This window comes from uncultured Campylobacter sp. (assembly GCF_905372745.1).
Lineage (GTDB): Bacteria > Campylobacterota > Campylobacteria > Campylobacterales > Campylobacteraceae > Campylobacter_A.
On record NZ_CAJPQR010000039.1, the window covers coordinates 1 to 19,921 of the forward strand.

Genomic DNA, 19,921 nt, shown 5'->3' on the forward strand with positions numbered 1-19,921 from the left:
AACTTTAAGTATTAAGATTATAAAATACGTCCAATAAATAAAGTTAAGTTTTATTTAAATTTATAATGGAGGTTAGAAAGCCCGTCATGGAAAACACGAAGAAAAAAGCATCCATCTGGGTCATTCTTTTGTTGCTATCGTTTGGAGTGGTTATCGGTCACGGACTATACACTTTTTACTATGCTAAGGGATTTTCATACTTTAGTCCGGATCCCGCAGCCTGTAAAAACTGTCACGTGATGAATCAAGTCTACGAAAGCTGGTCAAGAGGCGGACACCAAAACGTTGCGACCTGTAACGACTGCCATTTGCCGCATGATTTTATAGGATATTGGATCATGAAGGCTCAAAGCGGCCTAGGACACGCGTATGCCGTTACTTTTAAAGACAATCCTTACGCATTTACCGCAAACGAAAAAACAAAAAGAGTCGTTCAGGAAAACTGCATGGACTGCCATAAAGAGTACGTCTCAAACGTTATCGATCCGCGCGCTATAGGAGCGGCAAAACCGTTTGATAAAAATCTCAAAGAGCATCAAGGCAATTCTAGCGAGCCTTTAAGATGTGTATCTTGCCACCGCGAAGCGGGACACGCGCATAACTTTTAAAATTTAACAGGAGGATAAAATGAAAAACAAAGTGTTGTATGTAGCTACTTTCTTAGTGGCTGTCGTACTCGGTGCGGCTATGTTCGCGCTTTTTACAGATATCGGCGCTAAAAAAGCCGAAGAAAAGATGTATCCGCTAATGCTCAATAAAGTAAGCGAACTTGAGCCTGATTTTGAAAAATGGGGCGCAAATTTCCCAAATCAGCTCGATGCTTACAAAAAAATGGAGCATAAAAGCGACGCAAATCCAAAAGGAAGCGAATTTGTAGAAACGGCTTTCGGCGGAGATTTACCTTATAGCAAGATTATTCGCTGGCCTGCAGCTACGGTGTTTTGGAACGGCTATGCGTTCGGCGTGGATTACAGCAAACCGCGAACCCACTACTATTCGCAGATAGATCAGATCGAGACCAAAAGAAACGACAAGGAGTTTTTAAACTCTCACGGACTTCCAGCGTTTAAAGGCCAACCGGGCGCTTGCGTAAACTGCCACACCGGCTATCTAACCGCGCTTCAGCTAGATCCAGACTATAAACTAACCGAAGATCCGACTCCGGCAGCTAGTAAGCCTATGCCTTTCTTTGACGTAATGCCAAAAGAAGAAGGTCAGAAGAGAAAAGCGGCTTGGACGAAGATGAACTCTATTCCGTATTTTGACGTCATGAAAAAAATCGCGGCTAAACACGGCGAGAGTATCCACGGGTCGCATCTAGGCAGCACCTGTGCGGACTGCCACCACCCGGACGATATGAGCCTAAGAGTAACAAGACCGGGATTTGTAAATGCGATGGTAGGACGCGGATACGAAGCTGATGCTAAAAGCGGCATAAAAGCTACTAGAGCGGAGATGAGAAACTACGTTTGTATGCAATGCCACGTCGAGTATTACTTCGGTAAAGACCAAACCCTAACTTTCCCTTGGACTTTCTGGAAAAAAGACCAGCCGTTTAAGATCGAAAATTTCGACCAGTATTACGATGATCAGTTGGCCAAAGAGGACGGATTTAAATTTGACTACATCCATAAAGATACCGGCGCTAAAATTATCAAGATGCAGCACTCGGAGTCTGAGCTAAGCTCAACCGGTATCCACGGAAGAAGCGGCGTAACGTGCGCAGACTGCCACATGCCGTATAAACGCGCCGGAGCTCAAAAGATCACCGAGCACGAGATCCTAACTCCGTTTGCTGACATAAATGCAGCTTGCAAAACTTGCCACCCGCAAAGTGAGCAAACACTAAAAGATAGAATCGCGTTTGTTCAAAATCGCCACGCTTACGAGCTAAGAAACTGCGAAAATGCGCTACTTTCTTTGATCCAAGACATAAAAACGGCCAGAGCCGAGCTAGCTAAGCATGAGAAATTTGCTTCGATCGCCGATGAAAAAGAGAGAAAAGAAGCTATCAGTAAGGCTCTTGAAAAGACTCTTTACTTGCACCGCAAAACTCACATCCGCTGGGACTTCGCATTTAGCGAAAACAGCTACGGCTTCCACGGAGACGAAGAGTCGGCTAGGATCCTAGGTCAATGTAAAGAATTTGCTCGCCAAGGACAAACCGAGCTAGTTAACGAGCTTGCGCCTTACGGCATCAGCATCAAGCTAACTCAAGAGGCTACTCCGGTTCCTGCGCCTGCTTCTTTAGGACATAAATATCCTATCGGCGTAGCGCCTACCGAAGCTATGAAAAAAGCCGACGAAGACGTTAAGAATCTAAATTTTAAATAAACCCCAAAACCCAAGGCCTGCAGGCTTTGGGTTTTTAAATTTACGCATTTACCTTTCAAATTTTAAAATCCGAATTTTTCTTATAAATTTAAATTTTATTGTTTATTTAGCCGTTTTAGGCGATAATTCCTGTTAAATTTAAAGGGTAAAATATGCTTAAAAAATTTATTTTTGCTGCGTTTGCGGCGAGCCTGGTTTTTGGCGCGCAAGAACTGGCGATAAAGACAAAGCCTTCGTCAAATTCGCCGTCGAATTTAGAGACGAATCTTGAAGAAAGGGACGAATCGCAAAGGCGCGTAGATGAATGTATGCAAAAAGATAGCTCCATCGCCGGTATGGTAGGGTGTATAAATGCCGAATTCGCCGTTCAAGATAAAATTTTAAACGAAAACTATAAAAAGGCTATGAGCGTACTAAACGACGAAAATAAAAAAATCCTAAAAGATATACAGCGTAAATGGGTTGCTTATAAAGAGGCAAAATGCGCTTTTTATCCTCAGCAAGGCTCGATTCACCGTCTAGATGCGGCCGATTGCTATTTACGGATGACTAAAGAGCGCGCGACCGAGCTTGCGTACGTAGCCGAGGAATTTGAGGGCAATCAGTGAAGCTACTCGTCTCTTGTTTGGAGGCTTCTGCAAATTTGCACTTCGAGCAGGTTTTAGAGCATCTGCCAAAGTGCGAATTAAAAGGCATTTTTGATGAGAAATTCGGCGAGCCTTTTATGCGAAGCTCGGAGTTTTCCGCGATGGGCTTCGTGGAGGTTTTGCCGCTTTATTTTAAGGCAAAACGTGCGGTAAAAGAGATGACTCGCCTTGCCGCAGAGTGCGACGCCGTGCTGCTGATAGATAGCCCCGCCTTTAACCTGCCGCTAGCTAAGGCAATCAAAGAAGCGGGCATCAAAACGCCCGTAACCTACTACATCTTGCCGCAGGTGTGGGCGTGGAAGGCTGGGCGCGTGGCGAAAGTCGAGGCGTACTGCGATCATTTGGCGTCGATTTTGCCCTTTGACGGGATGTATTTTAACCGCTCGCGCTACGTCGGACACCCGCTACTTGACGAGCTAAGAGTACGAAAAAACGAGCTTTTACAAAGCGATAAGATAGCCTTTATGCCTGGATCCCGCCGTGCCGAAATTTCGCGTTTGATGCCGATTTTTCGCGAGGTAGCAAGCCAGACAAAGGGCAAAGAAAAACTGCTCGTCGTGCCGCCTTTTTTGGCAAACGATATGCAAATTTACGGCGACGTGAGCGGCTTTAGCGTCGTTACGGACGCTCCGCGCGCGCTTTTACAAAGCGAGTTTGCCTTCATCTGCTCAGGCACCGCGACGCTACAGGCCGCGCTCGTGGGCACGCCGTTCGTGCTAGCTTATAAAGCTAAAGCAATCGACATAATGATCGCGCGGATGTTTGTGAAGCTGCGCCACATCGGGCTTGCAAATATCATGTTTGATTTTATGGGCGAAGAGGCGCTGCACGAGGAGCTACTGCAAGAGGAAGTAACGCCCGGCAATCTAATAAAAGCCTACGAGAGCTGCGATAAAAAGAAATTTATCGCTGGCTGTGAAAGGCTACGAAGATACCTAAAACACGGCTCTGCCGCAAACGTGGCGCAAATTTTAACAACTAAAAAGGATGAAAAATGACCGAACCTATGACGCTTTTCGGATATGAAAAAATCACGAACGAACTAAAAAACCTAAAGACGGTCGAAAGGCCCAATATCGTCGAAGAAATCGACATCGCGCGCAGTCACGGCGACCTAAAAGAAAATGCCGAATACCACGCCGCTAGAGAAAAGCAGGCGTTTATAGAAAGTCGTATAGCCGAGCTAAGCGACATAGTAAGCCGTGCTAAGGTAATCGACCCCGCCCAGTACGAGCACGATAAGGTAAAATTCGGCTCCACGGTCGTCATCATGGACGTAGAAACCGAGCTAGAAAAGACCTACACGCTAGTGGGTACGCCGGAGAGCAACCTAGAGCGCGGTCTAATCTCTATAAACTCGCCTCTAGCCAAACAGCTAATCGGCAAGAGCGAGGGCGACGAGGTCGCGCTAAATTTACCAAACGGTAGAAGCGACGTAGAAATCGTATCTGTTAGCTATAAACCGATAAAATTTGAGGACTGATGAGAGAGTTTGCGGGGGCGGTTAGTATCAAATTTATTCGCGAGGCGGATAGTTTTGCGGCCGTTTTTAGGTTAAACAAAAAAACCCTAAATGCGGCAAATATCGCCAAACTTGCGGTTAAATTAGCGAGTAAATTTGATTTGGTGCAGATTTTACCGCCTTTAAATTTGACTGCCGGTTTTAAAATTTCAAGTTTGCCGAGCGCTAAATTTTTAAAAATAGCTTTAGCAAAATTTGCCTTGCTAAGTTCGCGCGACTTTAGGTTTGCGGCTGCGAATTTAACGCTTAAAAAAGCAAAATTTTATGCCTGAGCAAATCGTTATAAAAGAGGGAGCGATATTTATCGCCGACTCGCACGAAAACGAAAACCGTAAAAATTTCCTACGGTTTTTATACGCGTTAAAAAGCGGCGAGATAAAGACGCCTCAGCTGTTTTTGATGGGCGATATGTTTGATTTTTTAGCCGCGCAGTGCGAGTTTTTCGTCAAATTTTACGAGCCTTATATCGACGTCATAAACGAGATAAGCAAAAAAACGGAAATTTATTATTTCGAGGGAAATCACGATTTTAATCTCGCCCCGCTTTTTAAAAACGTCAAAACCTATCCTATCGGCACGCAGCCGGTTAAATTTGCTTCAAAGTGTCAAAAATGCGTTTTTATCGCGCACGGAGATATATTTTTGCCTTTGGTTTCAAAATATGCTTTGAGATTTTTACGCGTCAAAATTTTTTTAAAGACGATGAATTTTTTCGATAAATTTTTAAATTTTAGACTCTCAAAACGAATTTTAAATAAGCTTAAACGAAAAATTTTAGACTATAAAATCCCTAATTTTAAAGAGCTAGCCGAAGCTAAAGTATATCGGTATAACGGCCTATGTAAGGCTGATATCGTCATCGAAGGGCACTATCATCAAGGAGATATTTTTGAGCTTGGTTCTCAAAAATATGTAAACGTGCCGTCTTTTGCATGCGAGCAAAGCTATTTTATAGTAGAATACGTGCCAAATATCAAGTTTGCTCGAAAGAGCGTAAAGGTTTAAAATGCTTAACAATGGTGAACTAAAAACCGGTTCAAACGAGATGGAACTTGTTGATTTTCGTATCTTTAAACAATCAGGCGACAAGGTATATGAGGGCATATACGGCGTCAATGTCGCAAAGGTGCGCGAAATCATCAAAATGCCGAATTTAACCGAACTCCCCGGAGTACCCGAGTATATCGAGGGGATTTTTGATTTACGCGGGGTCGTGATACCCGTGATAAATTTAGCCAAATGGATGCAGATAAATGAGCCCAAAGACGCGGCGATCAAGCCTCGCGTAATCATCGCGGAATTTAGCGAAATTTTGATAGGTTTTATCGTCCATGAAGCAAAACGCATTAGGCGTATAAGCTGGGCGGATATCGAGGCAGCGACCTTTGCTTCAAATGCTGGGACGCTGGATAAAGGTAAAATAACGGGCGTAACTCGCATCGAAAATGACGAGGTTTTGCTCATACTAGATCTTGAAAGCGTAGTAGAAGAGCTTGGCATCTATAGTCCAAAAATAGAGGTCGAAATCGATCAAAGCAAGCTTTTAAGCGGCCTGGCGCTAGTGCTAGACGATAGCTCGACGGCTAGAAAGCTCGTAAAAGACACGCTAGAAAAAATGGGGCTAAAAGTGGTAGAGGCAAAAGACGGCGTAGAGGGGCTTGCTAGGATGGAGGATCTTTACGAGATGTATGGCGATAAGCTAAGTAATTTTTTAAGGGTTATATTAAGCGATATAGAGATGCCGCAGATGGATGGATACCGATTTGCCTCGACGATAAAAGACGATCCTAGGTACGCGGGAATTCCTATTATATTTAACTCGTCTTTAAGTAACGACTACAGCGAAGCTCAAAGTAGGGAAGCGGGAGCTGCGGCGTATCTGACCAAATTTGATGCGACGCTATTTTATAACGAGGTGCTTCGAGTAATCGAGGCGCACAAGAAATAAGGGGGAAATCATGGACGATATGAAAGAAATAATGGAAGACTTCCTAGTCGAAGCCTTCGAACTAGTAGAGCAAATAGACCATGATCTCATAGAGCTTGAGTCAAATCCCGAGGATTTAGAGCTTTTAAATAGAATTTTCCGCGTCGCGCATACGGTTAAAGGATCATCAAGCTTTTTAAATTTCGACATCCTTACTAAGCTCACCCACCACATGGAGGACGTACTAAACAAAGCCCGCCGCGACGAGCTAAAAATAACTCCGGACATAATGGATGTGGTGCTAGAGTCCGTGGATATGATGAAGGGGCTACTCCACGGTATCAGAGATAGCGGTAACGATACGGACGTGGGCATCGATATAGAAGATATCTGCAAAAGACTAACCGCAATATCCGAAGGCGAAGCTCCGAGCGCTGCTGCTAGCAATCCGGCTCCCGTAGAGCCCGAGCCGGTAGCGGAGGCGCCAAAAGAGCCTGAGCAGGGACCCGTTAGCGATGAAAATTTGTCAAATTTAAGCGATGATGAGGTAGAAGCTGAGATAGAAAGACTGCTAAAAATAAGAAAAGCCGAGGATCAAGCAAGACGCGCTCAAAAAGCAACCGGAGGCGAAGCGCCAAAGCCTGCCGCACCGGCCGCGCCGCAAGCCGCCGCTCCCTCAAATTCGGCTCCGGCTCCAAAGCCCGCTCCAGCAAAGCCTGCCAACAAAAAAGAGGACAAAAAAGTACCGGCTCCATCAAGTGGAGCTAGCGCGGACGAGCAGACTATACGCGTCGAGGTTAAGCGTCTAGATCACCTGATGAACCTGATCGGCGAGCTGGTGCTTGGCAAAAACAGATTGCTCAAAATTTACGACGACGTTGAGGAGAGATATGAGGGCGAGAAATTCCTTGAGGAGCTAAATCAAGTAGTATCCAGCCTAAGCCTAGTGACTACCGACATACAGCTAGCCGTTATGAAAACGAGGATGCTACCTATCGCGAAGGTATTTAATAAATTTCCTCGCATGATCCGCGATCTAAGCCGCGAGCTAAATAAGCAAATCGACCTTGAGATCACGGGTGAGGAGACGGAGCTTGATAAATCCATCGTCGAGCAAATCGGCGATCCACTCGTGCATATGATAAGAAACTCGTGTGACCACGGCATCGAGGATGGCGCTACCAGACTAGCTGCCGGCAAGCCGGAAAAAGGCACCATCCAGCTAAAAGCCTACAATGAAGGCAATCATATCGTAGTCGAGATCACCGACGACGGTAAAGGACTAGATGCCGATATGCTAAAGGCACGCTCGATAGAAAAGGGCATCATCACCGAGCGCGAAGCCGATACTATGAGCGATAAAGAGGCGTTTGGGCTTATATTTAAGCCGGGATTTTCGACTGCTGCGAAGGTAACTAACGTAAGCGGTCGCGGCGTGGGAATGGACGTCGTAAAGACCAATATCGAAAAGCTAAACGGCATAATCGATATCGAAAGCGAAGTGGGCAAGGGCACGACGATGAAGCTAAAGATCCCGCTCACGCTAGCTATCATCCAGTCGCTTTTAGTAGGCGCTCAGGAGGAGTTTTTCGCTATTCCTCTAGCAAGCGTTTTAGAGACCGTGCGCGTGCCGATCGACGATATTTATACGATCGACGGCAAAAACGTGCTCAGACTACGCGACGAGGTGCTTTCGCTGGTTAAGCTATCTGATATCTTTGGCGTCAAACAGGTCTTTGACGGTGGCGATCAGACATACGTGGTCGTTATCGGTGTAGCGGAGGCGAAGCTAGGCATCATCGTAGATAGCCTCGTAGGGCAAGAGGAGATCGTCATAAAATCAATGGGCGATTATCTGCAAAATATCCCTGGAATCGCGGGAGCCACGATAAGAGGTGACGGCCGAGTAACGCTCATCATCGACGTAGGTATGATGATGGAGATGGCAAAAGATATAAAAGTAGACATAAAAGCCAGCATGGAATCCTCAAAAAGCGTCAAAGAAAAACCGAGCGATTATAAGGTGCTAATCGTAGACGACTCGAAGATGGACAGAACCATAATGCAAAAATCGCTAGCCCCTCTTGGCGTAACGGTGATCGAGGCTACCAACGGCGTCGAGGCTCTAGCTATCGTCAAATCTGGCGAACACGCGCTTGATGCGATGCTAATCGATATCGAAATGCCGCGAATGGACGGCTACACGCTAGCGGGCGAAATTCGCAAGTACTCAAAATATAGAAATTTGCCGCTTATTGCAGTAACCTCAAGGACGTCAAAGACCGACAGGCTAAGAGGCGTGGAGGTAGGAATGACTGAGTACATCACCAAGCCGTATTCGTCCGAGTACCTTGAAAACGTAGTTAGAAAAAATATCAAACTAATAGGATAGAACATGAACGACAAACTAAATCAGGTTCTAAAAAGACAAAAAAGACAGGTGATAGACCCGAACGAAAAAGAGCGTGAGGAGATCGTCCAGCTAGTCGGCTTTATCGTGGGCGACGAGGAGTATGCGATACCTATTTTAAATATCCAAGAGATCATTAAGCCGATCGAATACACTCGCGTGCCTAGCGTGCCTGAGTATGTTTTGGGCGTATTTAACCTACGCGGTAGCGTCATCCCGCTAATTGACTTGAGAAAGAAATTTTCTCTAAATGCCGCAAAACCGAGCCCAAGCACGAGGTATATCGTGATGAAAGAGGGCGATAACGTCGCGGGATTTGTGATCGATAGGCTAACGGAAGCCATCAGGATACAGCAAAACAGGATCGATCCGCCGCCTGAAACGCTTTTAAAAGACAAGGGCATGATTTACGGTATCGGCAAAAGAGATAATAATATCCTTACGATTTTAAAAGTCGAAGCGCTGCTAAAGCGCGATTTTTAGGGCTAAATTTGATAAAGCTTTGCGTATTTGATTTTGACTCGACATTGATGGACGGCGAGACGATAGATTTTTTAGCTGCAGCAAAAGGCGTGGGCGACGAGGTCAGCGAAATAACTGCAAAAGCGATGGCGGGCGAGCTTGATTTTTTTGAGAGCTTGACGCGCCGAGTATCGCTTTTAAAGGGGCTTGAGCTCGCTAAAGTAGATGAAATTTGCTCAAATTTGCCGCTCATGCCAGGAGCCGCCGAGTTGATCGCACATCTAAAAAGCAAAGGCATCAAGGTTGTTGTTTTTAGCGGCGGATTTCACTCGGGCACGGACAGAGCGCAAGAGAAGCTAAAATTTGACGCTAGCTTTGCAAATATCCTGCACCACAAAGACGGGATCCTAACCGGGCTTGTGGGCGGCGAGATGATGTTTGGCTTTTCAAAGGGCGCCATGCTTGTAAATTTACAAAATTTGCTCGGCATCTCAAAAGAGCAGACGATGAGCGTGGGCGACGGCGCCAACGACCTATCTATGTTTGAGCATTCAAATCTGAAAATCGCGTTTTGTGCGAAGCAAATTTTGAAGCAAGCGGCAACTTGTTGCGTGGATAAAAAAGATTTGCGCGAGATCGTAAATTTGATATAAAAAGGCGAGGAAAATGTTTAATAACGATATAAATTTTTCATTGTGGTGCGACTTTATCGAGCGCGACTTTTTGCAAGACGAGTTTGAAAATTTACTTCAAATAGGCGCTATTAACGGCGTGACCTCAAACCCGTCCATCTTTAAAGCCGCGTTTTTGTCGGACTCCTACAAGGACGTCATCGGCCAAATGAGCAAAAAATATCCAAAGGCGCTTTACGAGGCGCTCGCGGTGCAAGATATCAAGATAGCCGCGACCAAGCTTTTGAGGCATTACGCAAACGGCGACGACGGGTTTGTTAGTATCGAGGTCGATCCTAGCTTTTGCGATAACGCTGTAGCTACGGTGGATGATGGCGCTAGACTGCACGCGGAGATCGGCATGCCAAACGTCATGATCAAAATCCCTGCGACAAAAGCGGGTTTTGAAGCGATGAGCGCATTAACCACGCGCGGTATCGCGGTAAATGCGACGCTAATTTTCTCGCCGGAGCAAGCCGTAGCGTGTTTGGATGCTTTTGAAGAGGGCGTAAAGGCTTACGAGAAAAAATTTCCGCTAACGCCGCTACCAAAAAGCGTGATTAGCATTTTTGTTAGCAGATTTGATCGCTTGCTGGATGAAAAAATGCGCGAAAACTCGCTACCGACGGGTCAAATCGGCATCATGAACGCGACTAAAATTTATAAAATCATAGAAAACAGAAGCTTGCCGACGACAAGAGCGCTATTTGCTAGTACGGGCGTAAAGGGCGATGAGCTGACAAAAGACTACTACGTAAAAGAGCTAATGTATCAAAATGCGGTAAATACGGCTCCGCTTGATACTATCAAAGCCTTTATCGCTGGTAAAAACGAACCTAAAACCGCCGTTAGCGACGATAGCATAGAGAAATTTTTCGGAGTGGTAAAAAGAGCCGACATAGACATGGAAAAGGTTTACAAAGACTTGCTAAACGACGGTTTAAAGCAGTTCGTGACGGCATTTGAAGATATAATGAAAGCATTAAAATGAAGCCTTTAAGATTTACTTCGGTAGAGCAAGAAGAGGTTAAAGACTACGAACCTATCGGCTCTAGCATAAAATTTGACACTCAGGACGACGAGCTTGAGCGCATAATAAACCAACGCGCAAGTGCCGTAAAAAGCGATATAGAAGCCGTCAGAGCCAAAAATAAGCAGATGGCGCAGGCTAGAGAGGCTACTGCAAACGAGTCTGAAGAGTCCGCGCAGGATACGAGCAGCGACGAGCCTAAAGAAGAGCTTTTTGACGACCCATCTAGCGACGGTAAATTTAAGAGCGAGGTTTTAGATCAAATTTCGCAAGAAAGCAAACCAGACGATAAATCTTTTAACCAATCTTTTAGCGAAGACGAGCCTAGCGACGAGACCTTTGTCGCGCGTATACCATCGGTTAAATTCGACGATGAGGATTTGCCTAAGATAAAACTGGTAGACGATGATGATTTAGCGCAGACAAACAACGAGCCGTCCCAAGGCGATACCAAGCCTAATGATTACGAGAATAACGATTTTAGCGGTCTTTACGAACCTTTAGAACTTAAACGAGACGTAAATAAAAATTTGCAAGAGATAAGCGAAGCATTGCAAGAGATAGATAAAATGGACGTCCCCGATAAATTTAACGACGGTGACGAAACACCTGATCGGGATGAGATTAAATTTAACGACGAAGAATACGCTTTTAAGCAACGTGATACTAAAGTAGATAGCAAAGACACGCCGGCGCAAGACGAGGTTGATTTTAATGGCGAGACAGCGCTAAATTCGGACTTGCCTTTGTTGCAGGCTAGAGCCGATCTAGCTAGCGAAAATGACGCGAAAATAATCGACGAAGCCCGCAAGGACGTGCCGGAGATAAATGATGTGGATTTGCCTCGTCTTAAGGAGGCCGAGCCTGACGTAGAGCTAAAACCGGCGATAGATATTTTAGATTACGTTCCTTACGAGCCTAGCGAAGATGAAGATGAGGCAAATGAGGATGCGATTTTGAGCGAAGAGTCTGAATCTAGCAAAAATTTAGAACAAGTGGCTCAAATAGACGAAAAAAGTGCAGAAGAGCTAAATTTGCAAACGCCAAGCTTAATGCAAGAAAAAAGCAAGAAAAGCGACGATAAAGAAAATTTGGCGCCAAAATTTATTATTAAAAACGAGGAAAAATTGGAAAAGATACATGAAGGTAAGCCTCAAACGGTAGCACAAGAGATAAATTTAAAACAAACAAAAGAGCGACGGGATGAGCAAAATTTAGATGCTAGAAGCGTAGCTGGGTTAAATTTAAGCCATCAAAACGAGCCTGCCAAGCCGGCGCGAGTAGATAGAGCTGCGCTTTTAGCTGATCTTGTTGCAGATGTCGCAGAGCCTTTTGCGCCGCAAGGATTTGGCGTAGGCGTAGCGACAGAGGATGACAGCGAAGAAAGAGCCGAGATAAAAAATAAGCTTGACGAGTATCTGCTAAAGCTAATCGAAGGCGGCGGAAGCGATTTGCACGTAAAATCGGGTAAAGTAGTGCGAGGTAGATTTAACGGCGAGATCGTAAAGATGGGCGATAGGGTTTTAGACTACGATAGGGCCGTACTTTTGGCCAAAGAAATTTTGGGAACGAATTATTATAATCTCATGAAAAAAAAGAATGTAGATTTTACGTACAAGCTAAACGACGATTTTCGCTTCCGCGCAAACGTTTTTTTGCAGATGGACGGCGTATCTTTCGTTTTTAGAACGATTCCGACTAGGATTCCTACGATGTCCGAGCTTTTGCTACCGCCTATTATCGAGAAACTTTGCGATAAGGTAAATAGAGGCATCATCCTAGTAACCGGTCCGACCGGAAGCGGCAAAACTACGACGCTAGCTAGCATGATAAACTATCTAAATCATACGAAAAACTATCATATCGTCACTATCGAAGACCCGATCGAGTTTATATATAATGACGATAAAAGCGTTATTAACCAACGCGCTATCGGACAAGACGTCGATAGCTTTGCCGATGCGTTAAGGGCGTCTTTGCGCGAAGACCCGGACGTTATATTTGTAGGCGAGATGAGAGACCTAGAGACCGTTAGAACCGCGATAAATGCCGCAGAAACCGGCCACTTGGTGCTTGCGACGCTTCACACGCTTGATGCTAAAGAAACCATAGGCCGCGTCATAAATATGTTTCCAAAAGAGGAGCAAAACCGCATAAGAATGACTTTCGCATCGGTTTCCGAGGCTATCATCTCTCAGCGTCTTGTCTTAACCACTGCCGGCAAGCGCCGCGTCGCCTGCGAAATAATGGTAAAAAACATCAGGGTAAGGGATATGATTCTCGAGGATAGAGATAGCGAAATTTACGATGCGATAGAACAAAGTAAAAACACCTATGGAATGCAGACCTTTGAGCAGCATTTGCTTGACATGTATACCGCTGGCGTTATCACGAAAGAAGAAGCGCTAAGAAGCGCGAGCAGAAGGGAAAATCTCGATATAAAAATCAAAAGCGCAGACCTTGCTAAAAAGCGAGCTATGGTTGCCTCCATCGAGGAAGACGACGAGCTTTTAAAAGAGTTTCAAAGCGAGATTATCGCGCTTAAAGATATCAAGTAAGGCGAAATTTATATAAATTTGGATATTATCTGCCTCTATTTTTAAAGAAAGGAAAACGATGTTAGAAGGTATCGTTAGAGAGAGTATCGGTAAAAAGGCGTCAAAAGCCTTGAGAAGAGATGGTTATCTAATCGCCAACATTTACGGCAAGGGATTAGAGAATGTGCAAGCCGCTTTTAAAATCAACGATTTTATAAAAGAGGTTCGCAAAAAAGAGAGCCTTGCGTTTGACGTAAAAGTAGGCGGAAAAACCTTAAAAGTCGTAGTAGTCGAATACCAAAAAGACCCTGTGACAAATGCGCTAAAACACGTTGATTTAAAGGTTGCGCTTCCAGGTGTCGTCTCAAAATATATGATCCCGGTTAGGCCTTACGGAACTCCGGTCGGTCTAAAAAATAAAGGCGTTTTGATCATCTCAAAAAGGCGCTTAGCCGTAAAATGCACGGCTGAAAATTTGCCTAATTCATTTGACATAGACGTTAGCGGTCTTGATATAGACAATACCGTGTTGGTGCGCGATATAGCCGTTCCTGCGGGCGTCACTATGATCGATGCCGACCGCGTAGCGGTTCTAGGCGTAATAAAAGCTAAATAAGGCTAGCCTTGATACTCATAGTCGGACTGGGGAATCCCGGTCCCGAGTACTCCAAAACAAGACACAATGTCGGCTTTATGCTGATAGATAGACTCAAAAATTCAAATTTCACCGACGTAAGCTCAGCTAAATTTCAAGGCGAGCTGTTTAAATTTCAAAATTTACTTTTTCTAAAACCGACGACCTTTATGAATTTAAGCGGACGAAGCGTAAAAGCCGTTGCTGATTTTTACAAACCCGAGCGCATTATCGTTATTCATGACGACCTTGATCTAAATTTCGGCGTCGTTAAATTTAAAAAAGGCGGCGGAAACGGCGGACATAACGGGCTAAAATCAATCGATGCCTTAATGGGCGCAGACTACGAGCGCGTACGTATCGGTATCGGCAGAAGCGCGCACAAAGGCGAAAGCGCGGTAACCGGACATGTGCTTGGCGAATTTAACGCAGATGAAAAAGAGGGATTGGAAAAAATTTTGGGTTACTGCGAAAACGCGCTAAACGAGCTAATAAAAACCGATATCGATACCGTTTCGCAAAAATTCTCGACAAAAAAAGGCATTTTGTGAGAGGGTTAAATTTAGCATTTGCGACTTTTGCATTTTCTCAAATTTTGAGGATTTTAAAGGCGCTCAAAAATCGGTTAAATTTAGAGCCCAAATTTAAAGCCTTGCGCCTAATTTTCCTTACCGTAAATTTTATAAATTTACTTAAAAACTTTACATGCAAATTTATAAAATTTACGAAAAAAACGCCTAGACAAAAACTTAAATTCGGGTTTTTTAAGAGCGTAAAACAAGTCTGCTTCTCGTCTAGCCAAAAAGCGGCAAATTTGAGCGTCATTACGGCGGCAAAGGATGCATATTTGCAGCATAGCTCAAATAATAAATTTGCAGGGCAAGTTTTCGGTATTTTCGGTAGCGCCGCTTTCGTTCGCCTTCCACCGTGCGTAAAATTTGATTTAAGATGGCCCAGATGAACCTTTACGCGCGTTACGTCGGTTGGCTTTATTTTAAATACTTCGCGATATTGTTTATCGCGCTTACGCTTTTTTACGTCGGTATCGATATCCTAACCAATCTAAAAGATATGCCCGCAAGCGCGAATCTAAAGCTGCTTTATTTCGGGCTTACCTCGCTTACGGCGGTAAACTACGTCTTACCGCTTGCGCTCATTTTTGCGCTGATAACTAGCAAATTTAGCATGATCCGCAGCAACGAGCTTGTGAGCTTTTACGCGCTGGGTATCGACAAAAATCGCCTAATAAAGCCGCCTTTTTACATCGCGCTTGCCATCACGTTTATTTACGTCGGATTAAATTTTACGCCGTTTGCCTACTCTTACGAGTACGCCAGAAACATCGTTAAACTCTCGCATTTATCGCGCACTAGCTCGGATATTTTCTTAAAATTCGAGGGCAAATTTATCTATATAGATAGCCTTAGCCCGATTAGCGGCGAAGCTAAAGACGTTCGGATATTTGACGTAAACGGTAGCGATTTGCGCGCTGCGACGTTTGGACGTAGCGCTAGGTTCGTAGACGACGCGTGGCTTTTAAAAGAGGCGAAAATCGTAAATTTACCGCAAAATATCAAACTAGGCGAAAAAGGACTCGATATCAAAACGCCAAGCGGGTTAAAAACGCTTGAAGGCTTTAAACCAAAAACTATAGAAAGCGCGTCGGCTGAGAATTCGGCGATTACGATTTCTGATGCGGTGGATTATATTTTAGCGTTTAAAGACGAGGGTATCGGGCTAAATTCGACCAAAACGACGCTTTATAACCTTGCTTTTGCGCCTTTTTTTGCGCCTTTTATGGTGCTTATTATTTACTATTTTTTGCCGGTTACGGGACGATTTTTCAACCTCGCCTTAAAGAGCTTTATCTTTACGATCGCCTCGCTTTGCGTCTGGGGCGCGCTTTTTGTGATGATGAGGTTTGCTAGAAACGGCGTCGTCTCGCCCGAGATCGGCGTGCTTTTACCGATTATTTTACTCGGCGCATACGCTTTTTATCTACATTTTAAAAGTCGTTAAGAGAGATTTAGGCAAAATTTCTGTAAAATCTAACTATTTTTAAACAAGGCTGGTTATGGATTTTACGAATTTGGCACAAAAATACGGCACCCCTCTTTACGTTTACGATTTTGACTATATGGCGCACCGCTATGAAGCGCTAAAAAACGCCTTTCACGCTAGAAAATCTCTCGTATGCTACGCCGTTAAGGCAAACTCAAATTTAAGCGTTTTGAAATTTTTAGCCGGGCTTGGAGCCGGATTTGACTGCGTGAGCGTAGGCGAAGTTAAGCGCACGCTGCTAGCGGGAGCTAAAAGCTACCAGATCATCCTAAGCGGCGTGGGTAAGCGCGACGACGAGCTTAAATTTGCGCTAGAAAACGAAATCCTTATGATAAATTTAGAAAGCGAAGCCGAGATGAACCGCCTGGAAGCGATCGCAAAACGGCTAGGCAAGTCTGCTCGCATCAGCATCCGCGTAAATCCCGACATCGACGCTAAAACTCACCCCTACATCTCGACCGGACTAAACGAAAATAAATTCGGCGTAGATCTGCAAACGGCTAAAAAAATGTATTTACACGCTAAGAACTCGCCGCATCTCGAGCCCGTGGGCATCCATAGCCATATCGGCTCGCAGATAACCGACATCAAGCCCGTTATCGAAGCGGCAAAGATCGTGGCAAATTTGACTCGCGAGCTAAAGGCAGCACAAATCGACATCAAATTTTTTGACGTCGGCGGCGGCATAGGTATCGTTTACGGCGACGAGAGCGAGCCTGATCTATATGAATACGCTCAGGGCATTTTGGCAAATTTAAGCGGACTAGACGTCACGGTAGTCTGCGAGCCGGGACGCTTTATCGTCGGCAACGCGGGATATTTTATAACTAGCGTGCTTTACGAGAAATTTAATAAACAAAAGCGCTTTGTCGTCGTGGACGGCGCGATGAACGACCTTATCCGTCCTAGCCTCTATCAAGCTAAGCATAAAATTTTCGCTCTTAGCGGCGGCAAGACTCTTTGCGAGTGTAAGACCGAGCAGCTTCGCGAGCTCAAATTTAGCCCTTGCGACGTGGTCGGGCCGATCTGCGAGAGCGGCGATTTCCTCGCAAAAGATCGAAATTTGCCGCCGTTAAATCCAGGCGATCTCGTTGTCGTCAAATCAGCCGGCGCATACGGCTTTGCGATGAGCAGCAACTACAACACTCGCGGACGCGCCGCGGAGGTCGCGGTAAAATGCGGCGAGGACTTTATGATTAGGCGCCGCGAGAGTTTTGAGGACGTAGTGGCGCTGGAGCGCGAATTTCTAAGCTAGGGAGCGAAAATGCAAAACATAAACGACCTTAGAAGCGAGATAGATAAGATCGACGACGAGGTGCTAAAGCGCCTAAACGAGCGCATGAATTTCGTGCGAAAGATCGGAGAGCTAAAGCAAACCAGCGGCAGCGCGATCTATCGCCCCGAGCGCGAAAGAGCGATCATAAACCGCCTTGAGGGACAAGACTCCGCGTTTTTAAACAAAGCCGCGATAGAGGCGATCTATCTTGAAATTTTTGCCGTCAGTAGAAACCTCGAGATGCCCGAAAAAGTCGCCTATCTAGGCCCTGAGGGCACCTACACGCACCAAGCCGCCGAGAGCCGTTTCGGCGCGATGAGTGCGTATCTGCCGTTAGCTAGCATCGAGGCGGTTTTTACGAAACTAAAGCACAAAGAGGCTAAATACGGCGTCGTGCCGATAGAAAATAACACCGAAGGCGCGGTAGGCGCCACGCTAGACTGCCTGGGGCGGTTTGATAGCGTCAAGGTCGTAGCCGAAATTTACATGGATATCCACCACATTTTTGCTAGCAAATGCGAAAATTTAAAAGACATCAAACGCATCTACTCGCACCCGCAAGGCTACAATCAGTGCCGCAAATTTTTAGACGATCATATGCTTTCAGCCGTCGAGTTTATCCCGGCAAAATCGACCGCGCAGGCCGCGCAGCTAGCTAGTAGCGAGCCAAACTCGGCTGCTATCTGCTCTAAGATCGCAGCCAAGCTTTACGGCGTGCCGATCTTATTTGAGACGATCGAGGATAATGCCGCAAACCGTACGAGATTTTTTATATTAAGCGATTTTAAAAACGAGCGCGCGCAAAGAAATAAAACATCTGTCTTAGCAAAGACCGATCACCGTCCGGGCGGGCTAGTGGAGCTGTTGCTAGCCTTTAGAGACGAGGGTATAAATATAACCAAACTAGAGAGCCGCCCGATAAAACAGCGCGAATTTAAGGCGAATTTTTATATAGATTTTGATGGGCATATAGACGACGACAACGTCCAAAAAGCGATACAAAAAGCGATAAGCTACGGCCACGAAATCTCGTGGCTAGGAAGCTACGTCGCGTGGGAGGAGTGAGATGAAATTTAACGAAAATTTGGCAAATTTAGTAAGCTACGAGGCGGGCAAGCCTATCGAGCTAGTCGTGCGCGAATACGGCATCGACGAAAAAGACGTCATCAAGCTAGCTAGCAACGAAAACCCCTACGGCACGAGCCCTGCGGTAGTAAAAGCGATCGGCGAGATAGTAAACAAAATGCATCTCTACCCCGACGACAGCTACTTTGAGCTAAAGGCCGCGCTAGCTAGAAAATTCGGCGTCAGCGAAAAATCTATCGTAATAGGCTCTGGAAGCGATCAGATAATAGAATTTGCCGTGCATGCAAAGGCAAATGCAAATAAGGGAATTTTGATCGCGGGCATAACATTTGCTATGTATGAAATTTACGCTAAAGCAGCTGGTGCGAAGGTCTTTAAAACAAAGAGTAAAGAGCATGATCTAGGCGAGTTTTTGCAAATTTACAAGGCGAACAAAGGCGAGATCGGCGTGATATTTTTGTGCGTGCCTAATAATCCTCTCGGAGGCTGCCTGGACGCCGAGGAAATTTATAAATTTTTAGAGCAAATCGATGCCGATACGCTCGTGGTTATCGACGGCGCGTATCAGGAGTTTGCTAAATTTAAAGACGCGAAAAAAGAGATAAAGCCTCGTGAGCTCATAGCTAAATTTCCAAACGCGATATATCTAGGCACATTTTCTAAGGCTTACGGCCTAGGCGGTATGCGCGTAGGATACGGCATCGGCGAGCAAAGCGTGATGAACGAGCTAGGAAAACTAAGGGCGCCGTTTAATATAACGACGCTTAGCCTAAAAGCGGCCGTAGAAGCGCTAAAAGACGAAGAATTCGTAAAAATGACGCTTGAGACGAACTTTGAAGAGATGAAAAAATACGAAAAATTTGCCGATAAGCACAGCATAAAGCGTCTGCCTAGCTTTACGAATTTTATCGTTTTTGAATTTGAGCGCCAAAATTCAAGCGAGCTTGCTCAAAATCTGTTAAAAAAAGGTATAATTTTACGTGATCTAAAAGGCTACGGATTAAACGCGATTCGCATAACGATCGGGCTGCCGAATCAAAACGACGTAGTTTTAAAACAAATCGAGGAAAATTTAAAATAAATGGATTTTAAAGCAATATTTCAACAAATTGGGCAAATTTACCAAAATCTCTCGCTAAAACAGCGGCTAGTGGCTATGGGGTCGGTTGCTTTAGTGGTTGGATTTTTAGTATTTTTAAGTATTTACAAAAGCTCAAACGTAAACTACGACGGATATAGCGTTCTTTTTGAAAATACCTCCGCAGCGGACTCTGCGCTGATAATCCAGCAGCTTGAAAAAGATAAAGTTAAATATAAAATTTTA

At 45.1% G+C, this 19,921-nt stretch carries 19 protein-coding genes and 1 pseudogene; all 20 read left to right on the plus strand.

Annotated elements, in window-relative coordinates; genetic code table 11:
* Positions 1 to 86: 86 nt before the first annotated feature.
* Complete coding sequence (nrfH, locus tag QZ157_RS09275; RefSeq protein WP_295144778.1) at positions 87 to 608, plus strand: cytochrome c nitrite reductase small subunit; 522 nt, start codon at positions 87 to 89, stop codon at positions 606 to 608.
* 19 nt (positions 609 to 627) lie between these two features.
* On the plus strand, positions 628 to 2,334 hold the full coding sequence (locus tag QZ157_RS09280; protein WP_295144779.1) for an ammonia-forming cytochrome c nitrite reductase subunit c552: 1,707 nt from the start codon (positions 628 to 630) through the stop codon (positions 2,332 to 2,334).
* 152 nt (positions 2,335 to 2,486) lie between these two features.
* A complete protein-coding gene (locus QZ157_RS09285; protein WP_295144782.1) occupies positions 2,487 to 2,942 on the plus strand; it encodes a lysozyme inhibitor LprI family protein in 456 nt (151 codons plus the stop codon).
* On the plus strand, positions 2,939 to 3,979 hold the full coding sequence (gene lpxB, locus QZ157_RS09290; RefSeq protein WP_295144785.1) for a lipid-A-disaccharide synthase: 1,041 nt from the start codon (positions 2,939 to 2,941) through the stop codon (positions 3,977 to 3,979). Before QZ157_RS09285 ends, lpxB begins: the two co-directional genes overlap by 4 nt.
* Entirely contained in the window at positions 3,976 to 4,464 is a 489-nt protein-coding gene (gene greA, locus QZ157_RS09295) for a transcription elongation factor GreA (RefSeq protein WP_295144788.1), read from the plus strand. Before lpxB ends, greA begins: the two co-directional genes overlap by 4 nt.
* Entirely contained in the window at positions 4,464 to 4,775 is a 312-nt protein-coding gene (locus tag QZ157_RS09300) for a hypothetical protein (RefSeq protein ID WP_295144791.1), read from the plus strand. Before greA ends, QZ157_RS09300 begins: the two co-directional genes overlap by 1 nt.
* Complete coding sequence (locus tag QZ157_RS09305; protein WP_295144794.1) at positions 4,768 to 5,508, plus strand: UDP-2,3-diacylglucosamine diphosphatase; 741 nt, start codon at positions 4,768 to 4,770, stop codon at positions 5,506 to 5,508. Before QZ157_RS09300 ends, QZ157_RS09305 begins: the two co-directional genes overlap by 8 nt.
* A gap of 1 nt (position 5,509) precedes the next feature.
* Positions 5,510 to 6,451, plus strand: coding sequence for a chemotaxis protein (locus QZ157_RS09310; RefSeq protein ID WP_295144797.1), 942 nt, complete (start codon positions 5,510 to 5,512; stop codon positions 6,449 to 6,451).
* 10 nt (positions 6,452 to 6,461) lie between these two features.
* A complete protein-coding gene (locus QZ157_RS09315) occupies positions 6,462 to 8,822 on the plus strand; it encodes a chemotaxis protein CheW (protein WP_295144800.1) in 2,361 nt (786 codons plus the stop codon).
* A gap of 3 nt (positions 8,823 to 8,825) precedes the next feature.
* Positions 8,826 to 9,323: a chemotaxis protein CheW gene (locus tag QZ157_RS09320; protein ID WP_295144803.1), complete on the plus strand. Its 498-nt coding sequence runs from the start codon at positions 8,826 to 8,828 to the stop codon at positions 9,321 to 9,323.
* An 8-nt stretch (positions 9,324 to 9,331) separates the two neighbouring features.
* Positions 9,332 to 9,955 (plus strand): phosphoserine phosphatase SerB, encoded by a 624-nt coding sequence (gene serB / locus QZ157_RS09325; protein ID WP_295144805.1) that lies wholly within the window; start codon positions 9,332 to 9,334, stop codon positions 9,953 to 9,955.
* Between the two features lie 13 nt (positions 9,956 to 9,968).
* On the plus strand, positions 9,969 to 10,964 hold the full coding sequence (locus QZ157_RS09330; protein ID WP_295144808.1) for a transaldolase: 996 nt from the start codon (positions 9,969 to 9,971) through the stop codon (positions 10,962 to 10,964).
* A complete protein-coding gene (locus QZ157_RS09335; RefSeq protein ID WP_295144811.1) occupies positions 10,961 to 13,561 on the plus strand; it encodes a PilT/PilU family type 4a pilus ATPase in 2,601 nt (866 codons plus the stop codon). Before QZ157_RS09330 ends, QZ157_RS09335 begins: the two co-directional genes overlap by 4 nt.
* Positions 13,562 to 13,619: 58 nt before the next feature.
* Positions 13,620 to 14,156, plus strand: a complete 537-nt coding sequence (locus tag QZ157_RS09340; protein WP_295144814.1) for a 50S ribosomal protein L25/general stress protein Ctc — start codon at positions 13,620 to 13,622, stop codon at positions 14,154 to 14,156.
* 8 nt (positions 14,157 to 14,164) lie between these two features.
* Positions 14,165 to 14,725, plus strand: a complete 561-nt coding sequence (gene pth / locus QZ157_RS09345; protein ID WP_295144817.1) for an aminoacyl-tRNA hydrolase — start codon at positions 14,165 to 14,167, stop codon at positions 14,723 to 14,725.
* Between the two features lie 406 nt (positions 14,726 to 15,131).
* On the plus strand, positions 15,132 to 16,193 hold the full coding sequence (locus QZ157_RS09350; protein WP_295144820.1) for an LptF/LptG family permease: 1,062 nt from the start codon (positions 15,132 to 15,134) through the stop codon (positions 16,191 to 16,193).
* 55 nt (positions 16,194 to 16,248) lie between these two features.
* The gene (gene lysA, locus QZ157_RS09355; RefSeq protein WP_295144823.1) at positions 16,249 to 17,490 is read left to right on the plus strand and encodes a diaminopimelate decarboxylase; all 1,242 of its coding nucleotides are present in this window, start codon (positions 16,249 to 16,251) and stop codon (positions 17,488 to 17,490) included.
* A 9-nt stretch (positions 17,491 to 17,499) separates the two neighbouring features.
* Complete coding sequence (gene pheA, locus QZ157_RS09360) at positions 17,500 to 18,576, plus strand: prephenate dehydratase (protein ID WP_295144825.1); 1,077 nt, start codon at positions 17,500 to 17,502, stop codon at positions 18,574 to 18,576.
* Position 18,577: 1 nt separating this feature from the next.
* Positions 18,578 to 19,678, plus strand: a complete 1,101-nt coding sequence (gene hisC / locus QZ157_RS09365; RefSeq protein ID WP_295144827.1) for a histidinol-phosphate transaminase — start codon at positions 18,578 to 18,580, stop codon at positions 19,676 to 19,678.
* Positions 19,679 to 19,921: pseudogene (locus tag QZ157_RS09370) on the plus strand (flagellar M-ring protein FliF); the annotation flags it as partial. It abuts the gene before it with no gap.

Coding starts and splice junctions, on each gene's coding strand:
- hisC (WP_295144827.1), top strand. CDS start 18,578: ATGAAATTTAACGAAAATTTGGCAAATTTAGTAAGCTACGAGGCGGGC.
- QZ157_RS09330 (WP_295144808.1), top strand. CDS start 9,969: ATGTTTAATAACGATATAAATTTTTCATTGTGGTGCGACTTTATCGAG.
- nrfH (WP_295144778.1), top strand. CDS start 87: ATGGAAAACACGAAGAAAAAAGCATCCATCTGGGTCATTCTTTTGTTG.
- QZ157_RS09300 (WP_295144791.1), top strand. CDS start 4,464: ATGAGAGAGTTTGCGGGGGCGGTTAGTATCAAATTTATTCGCGAGGCG.
- QZ157_RS09320 (WP_295144803.1), top strand. CDS start 8,826: ATGAACGACAAACTAAATCAGGTTCTAAAAAGACAAAAAAGACAGGTG.
- QZ157_RS09305 (WP_295144794.1), top strand. CDS start 4,768: ATGCCTGAGCAAATCGTTATAAAAGAGGGAGCGATATTTATCGCCGAC.
- QZ157_RS09340 (WP_295144814.1), top strand. CDS start 13,620: ATGTTAGAAGGTATCGTTAGAGAGAGTATCGGTAAAAAGGCGTCAAAA.
- QZ157_RS09285 (WP_295144782.1), top strand. CDS start 2,487: ATGCTTAAAAAATTTATTTTTGCTGCGTTTGCGGCGAGCCTGGTTTTT.
- QZ157_RS09280 (WP_295144779.1), top strand. CDS start 628: ATGAAAAACAAAGTGTTGTATGTAGCTACTTTCTTAGTGGCTGTCGTA.
- QZ157_RS09350 (WP_295144820.1), top strand. CDS start 15,132: ATGAACCTTTACGCGCGTTACGTCGGTTGGCTTTATTTTAAATACTTC.
- lysA (WP_295144823.1), top strand. CDS start 16,249: ATGGATTTTACGAATTTGGCACAAAAATACGGCACCCCTCTTTACGTT.
- pheA (WP_295144825.1), top strand. CDS start 17,500: ATGCAAAACATAAACGACCTTAGAAGCGAGATAGATAAGATCGACGAC.
- QZ157_RS09335 (WP_295144811.1), top strand. CDS start 10,961: ATGAAGCCTTTAAGATTTACTTCGGTAGAGCAAGAAGAGGTTAAAGAC.
- QZ157_RS09315 (WP_295144800.1), top strand. CDS start 6,462: ATGGACGATATGAAAGAAATAATGGAAGACTTCCTAGTCGAAGCCTTC.
- greA (WP_295144788.1), top strand. CDS start 3,976: ATGACCGAACCTATGACGCTTTTCGGATATGAAAAAATCACGAACGAA.
- QZ157_RS09310 (WP_295144797.1), top strand. CDS start 5,510: ATGCTTAACAATGGTGAACTAAAAACCGGTTCAAACGAGATGGAACTT.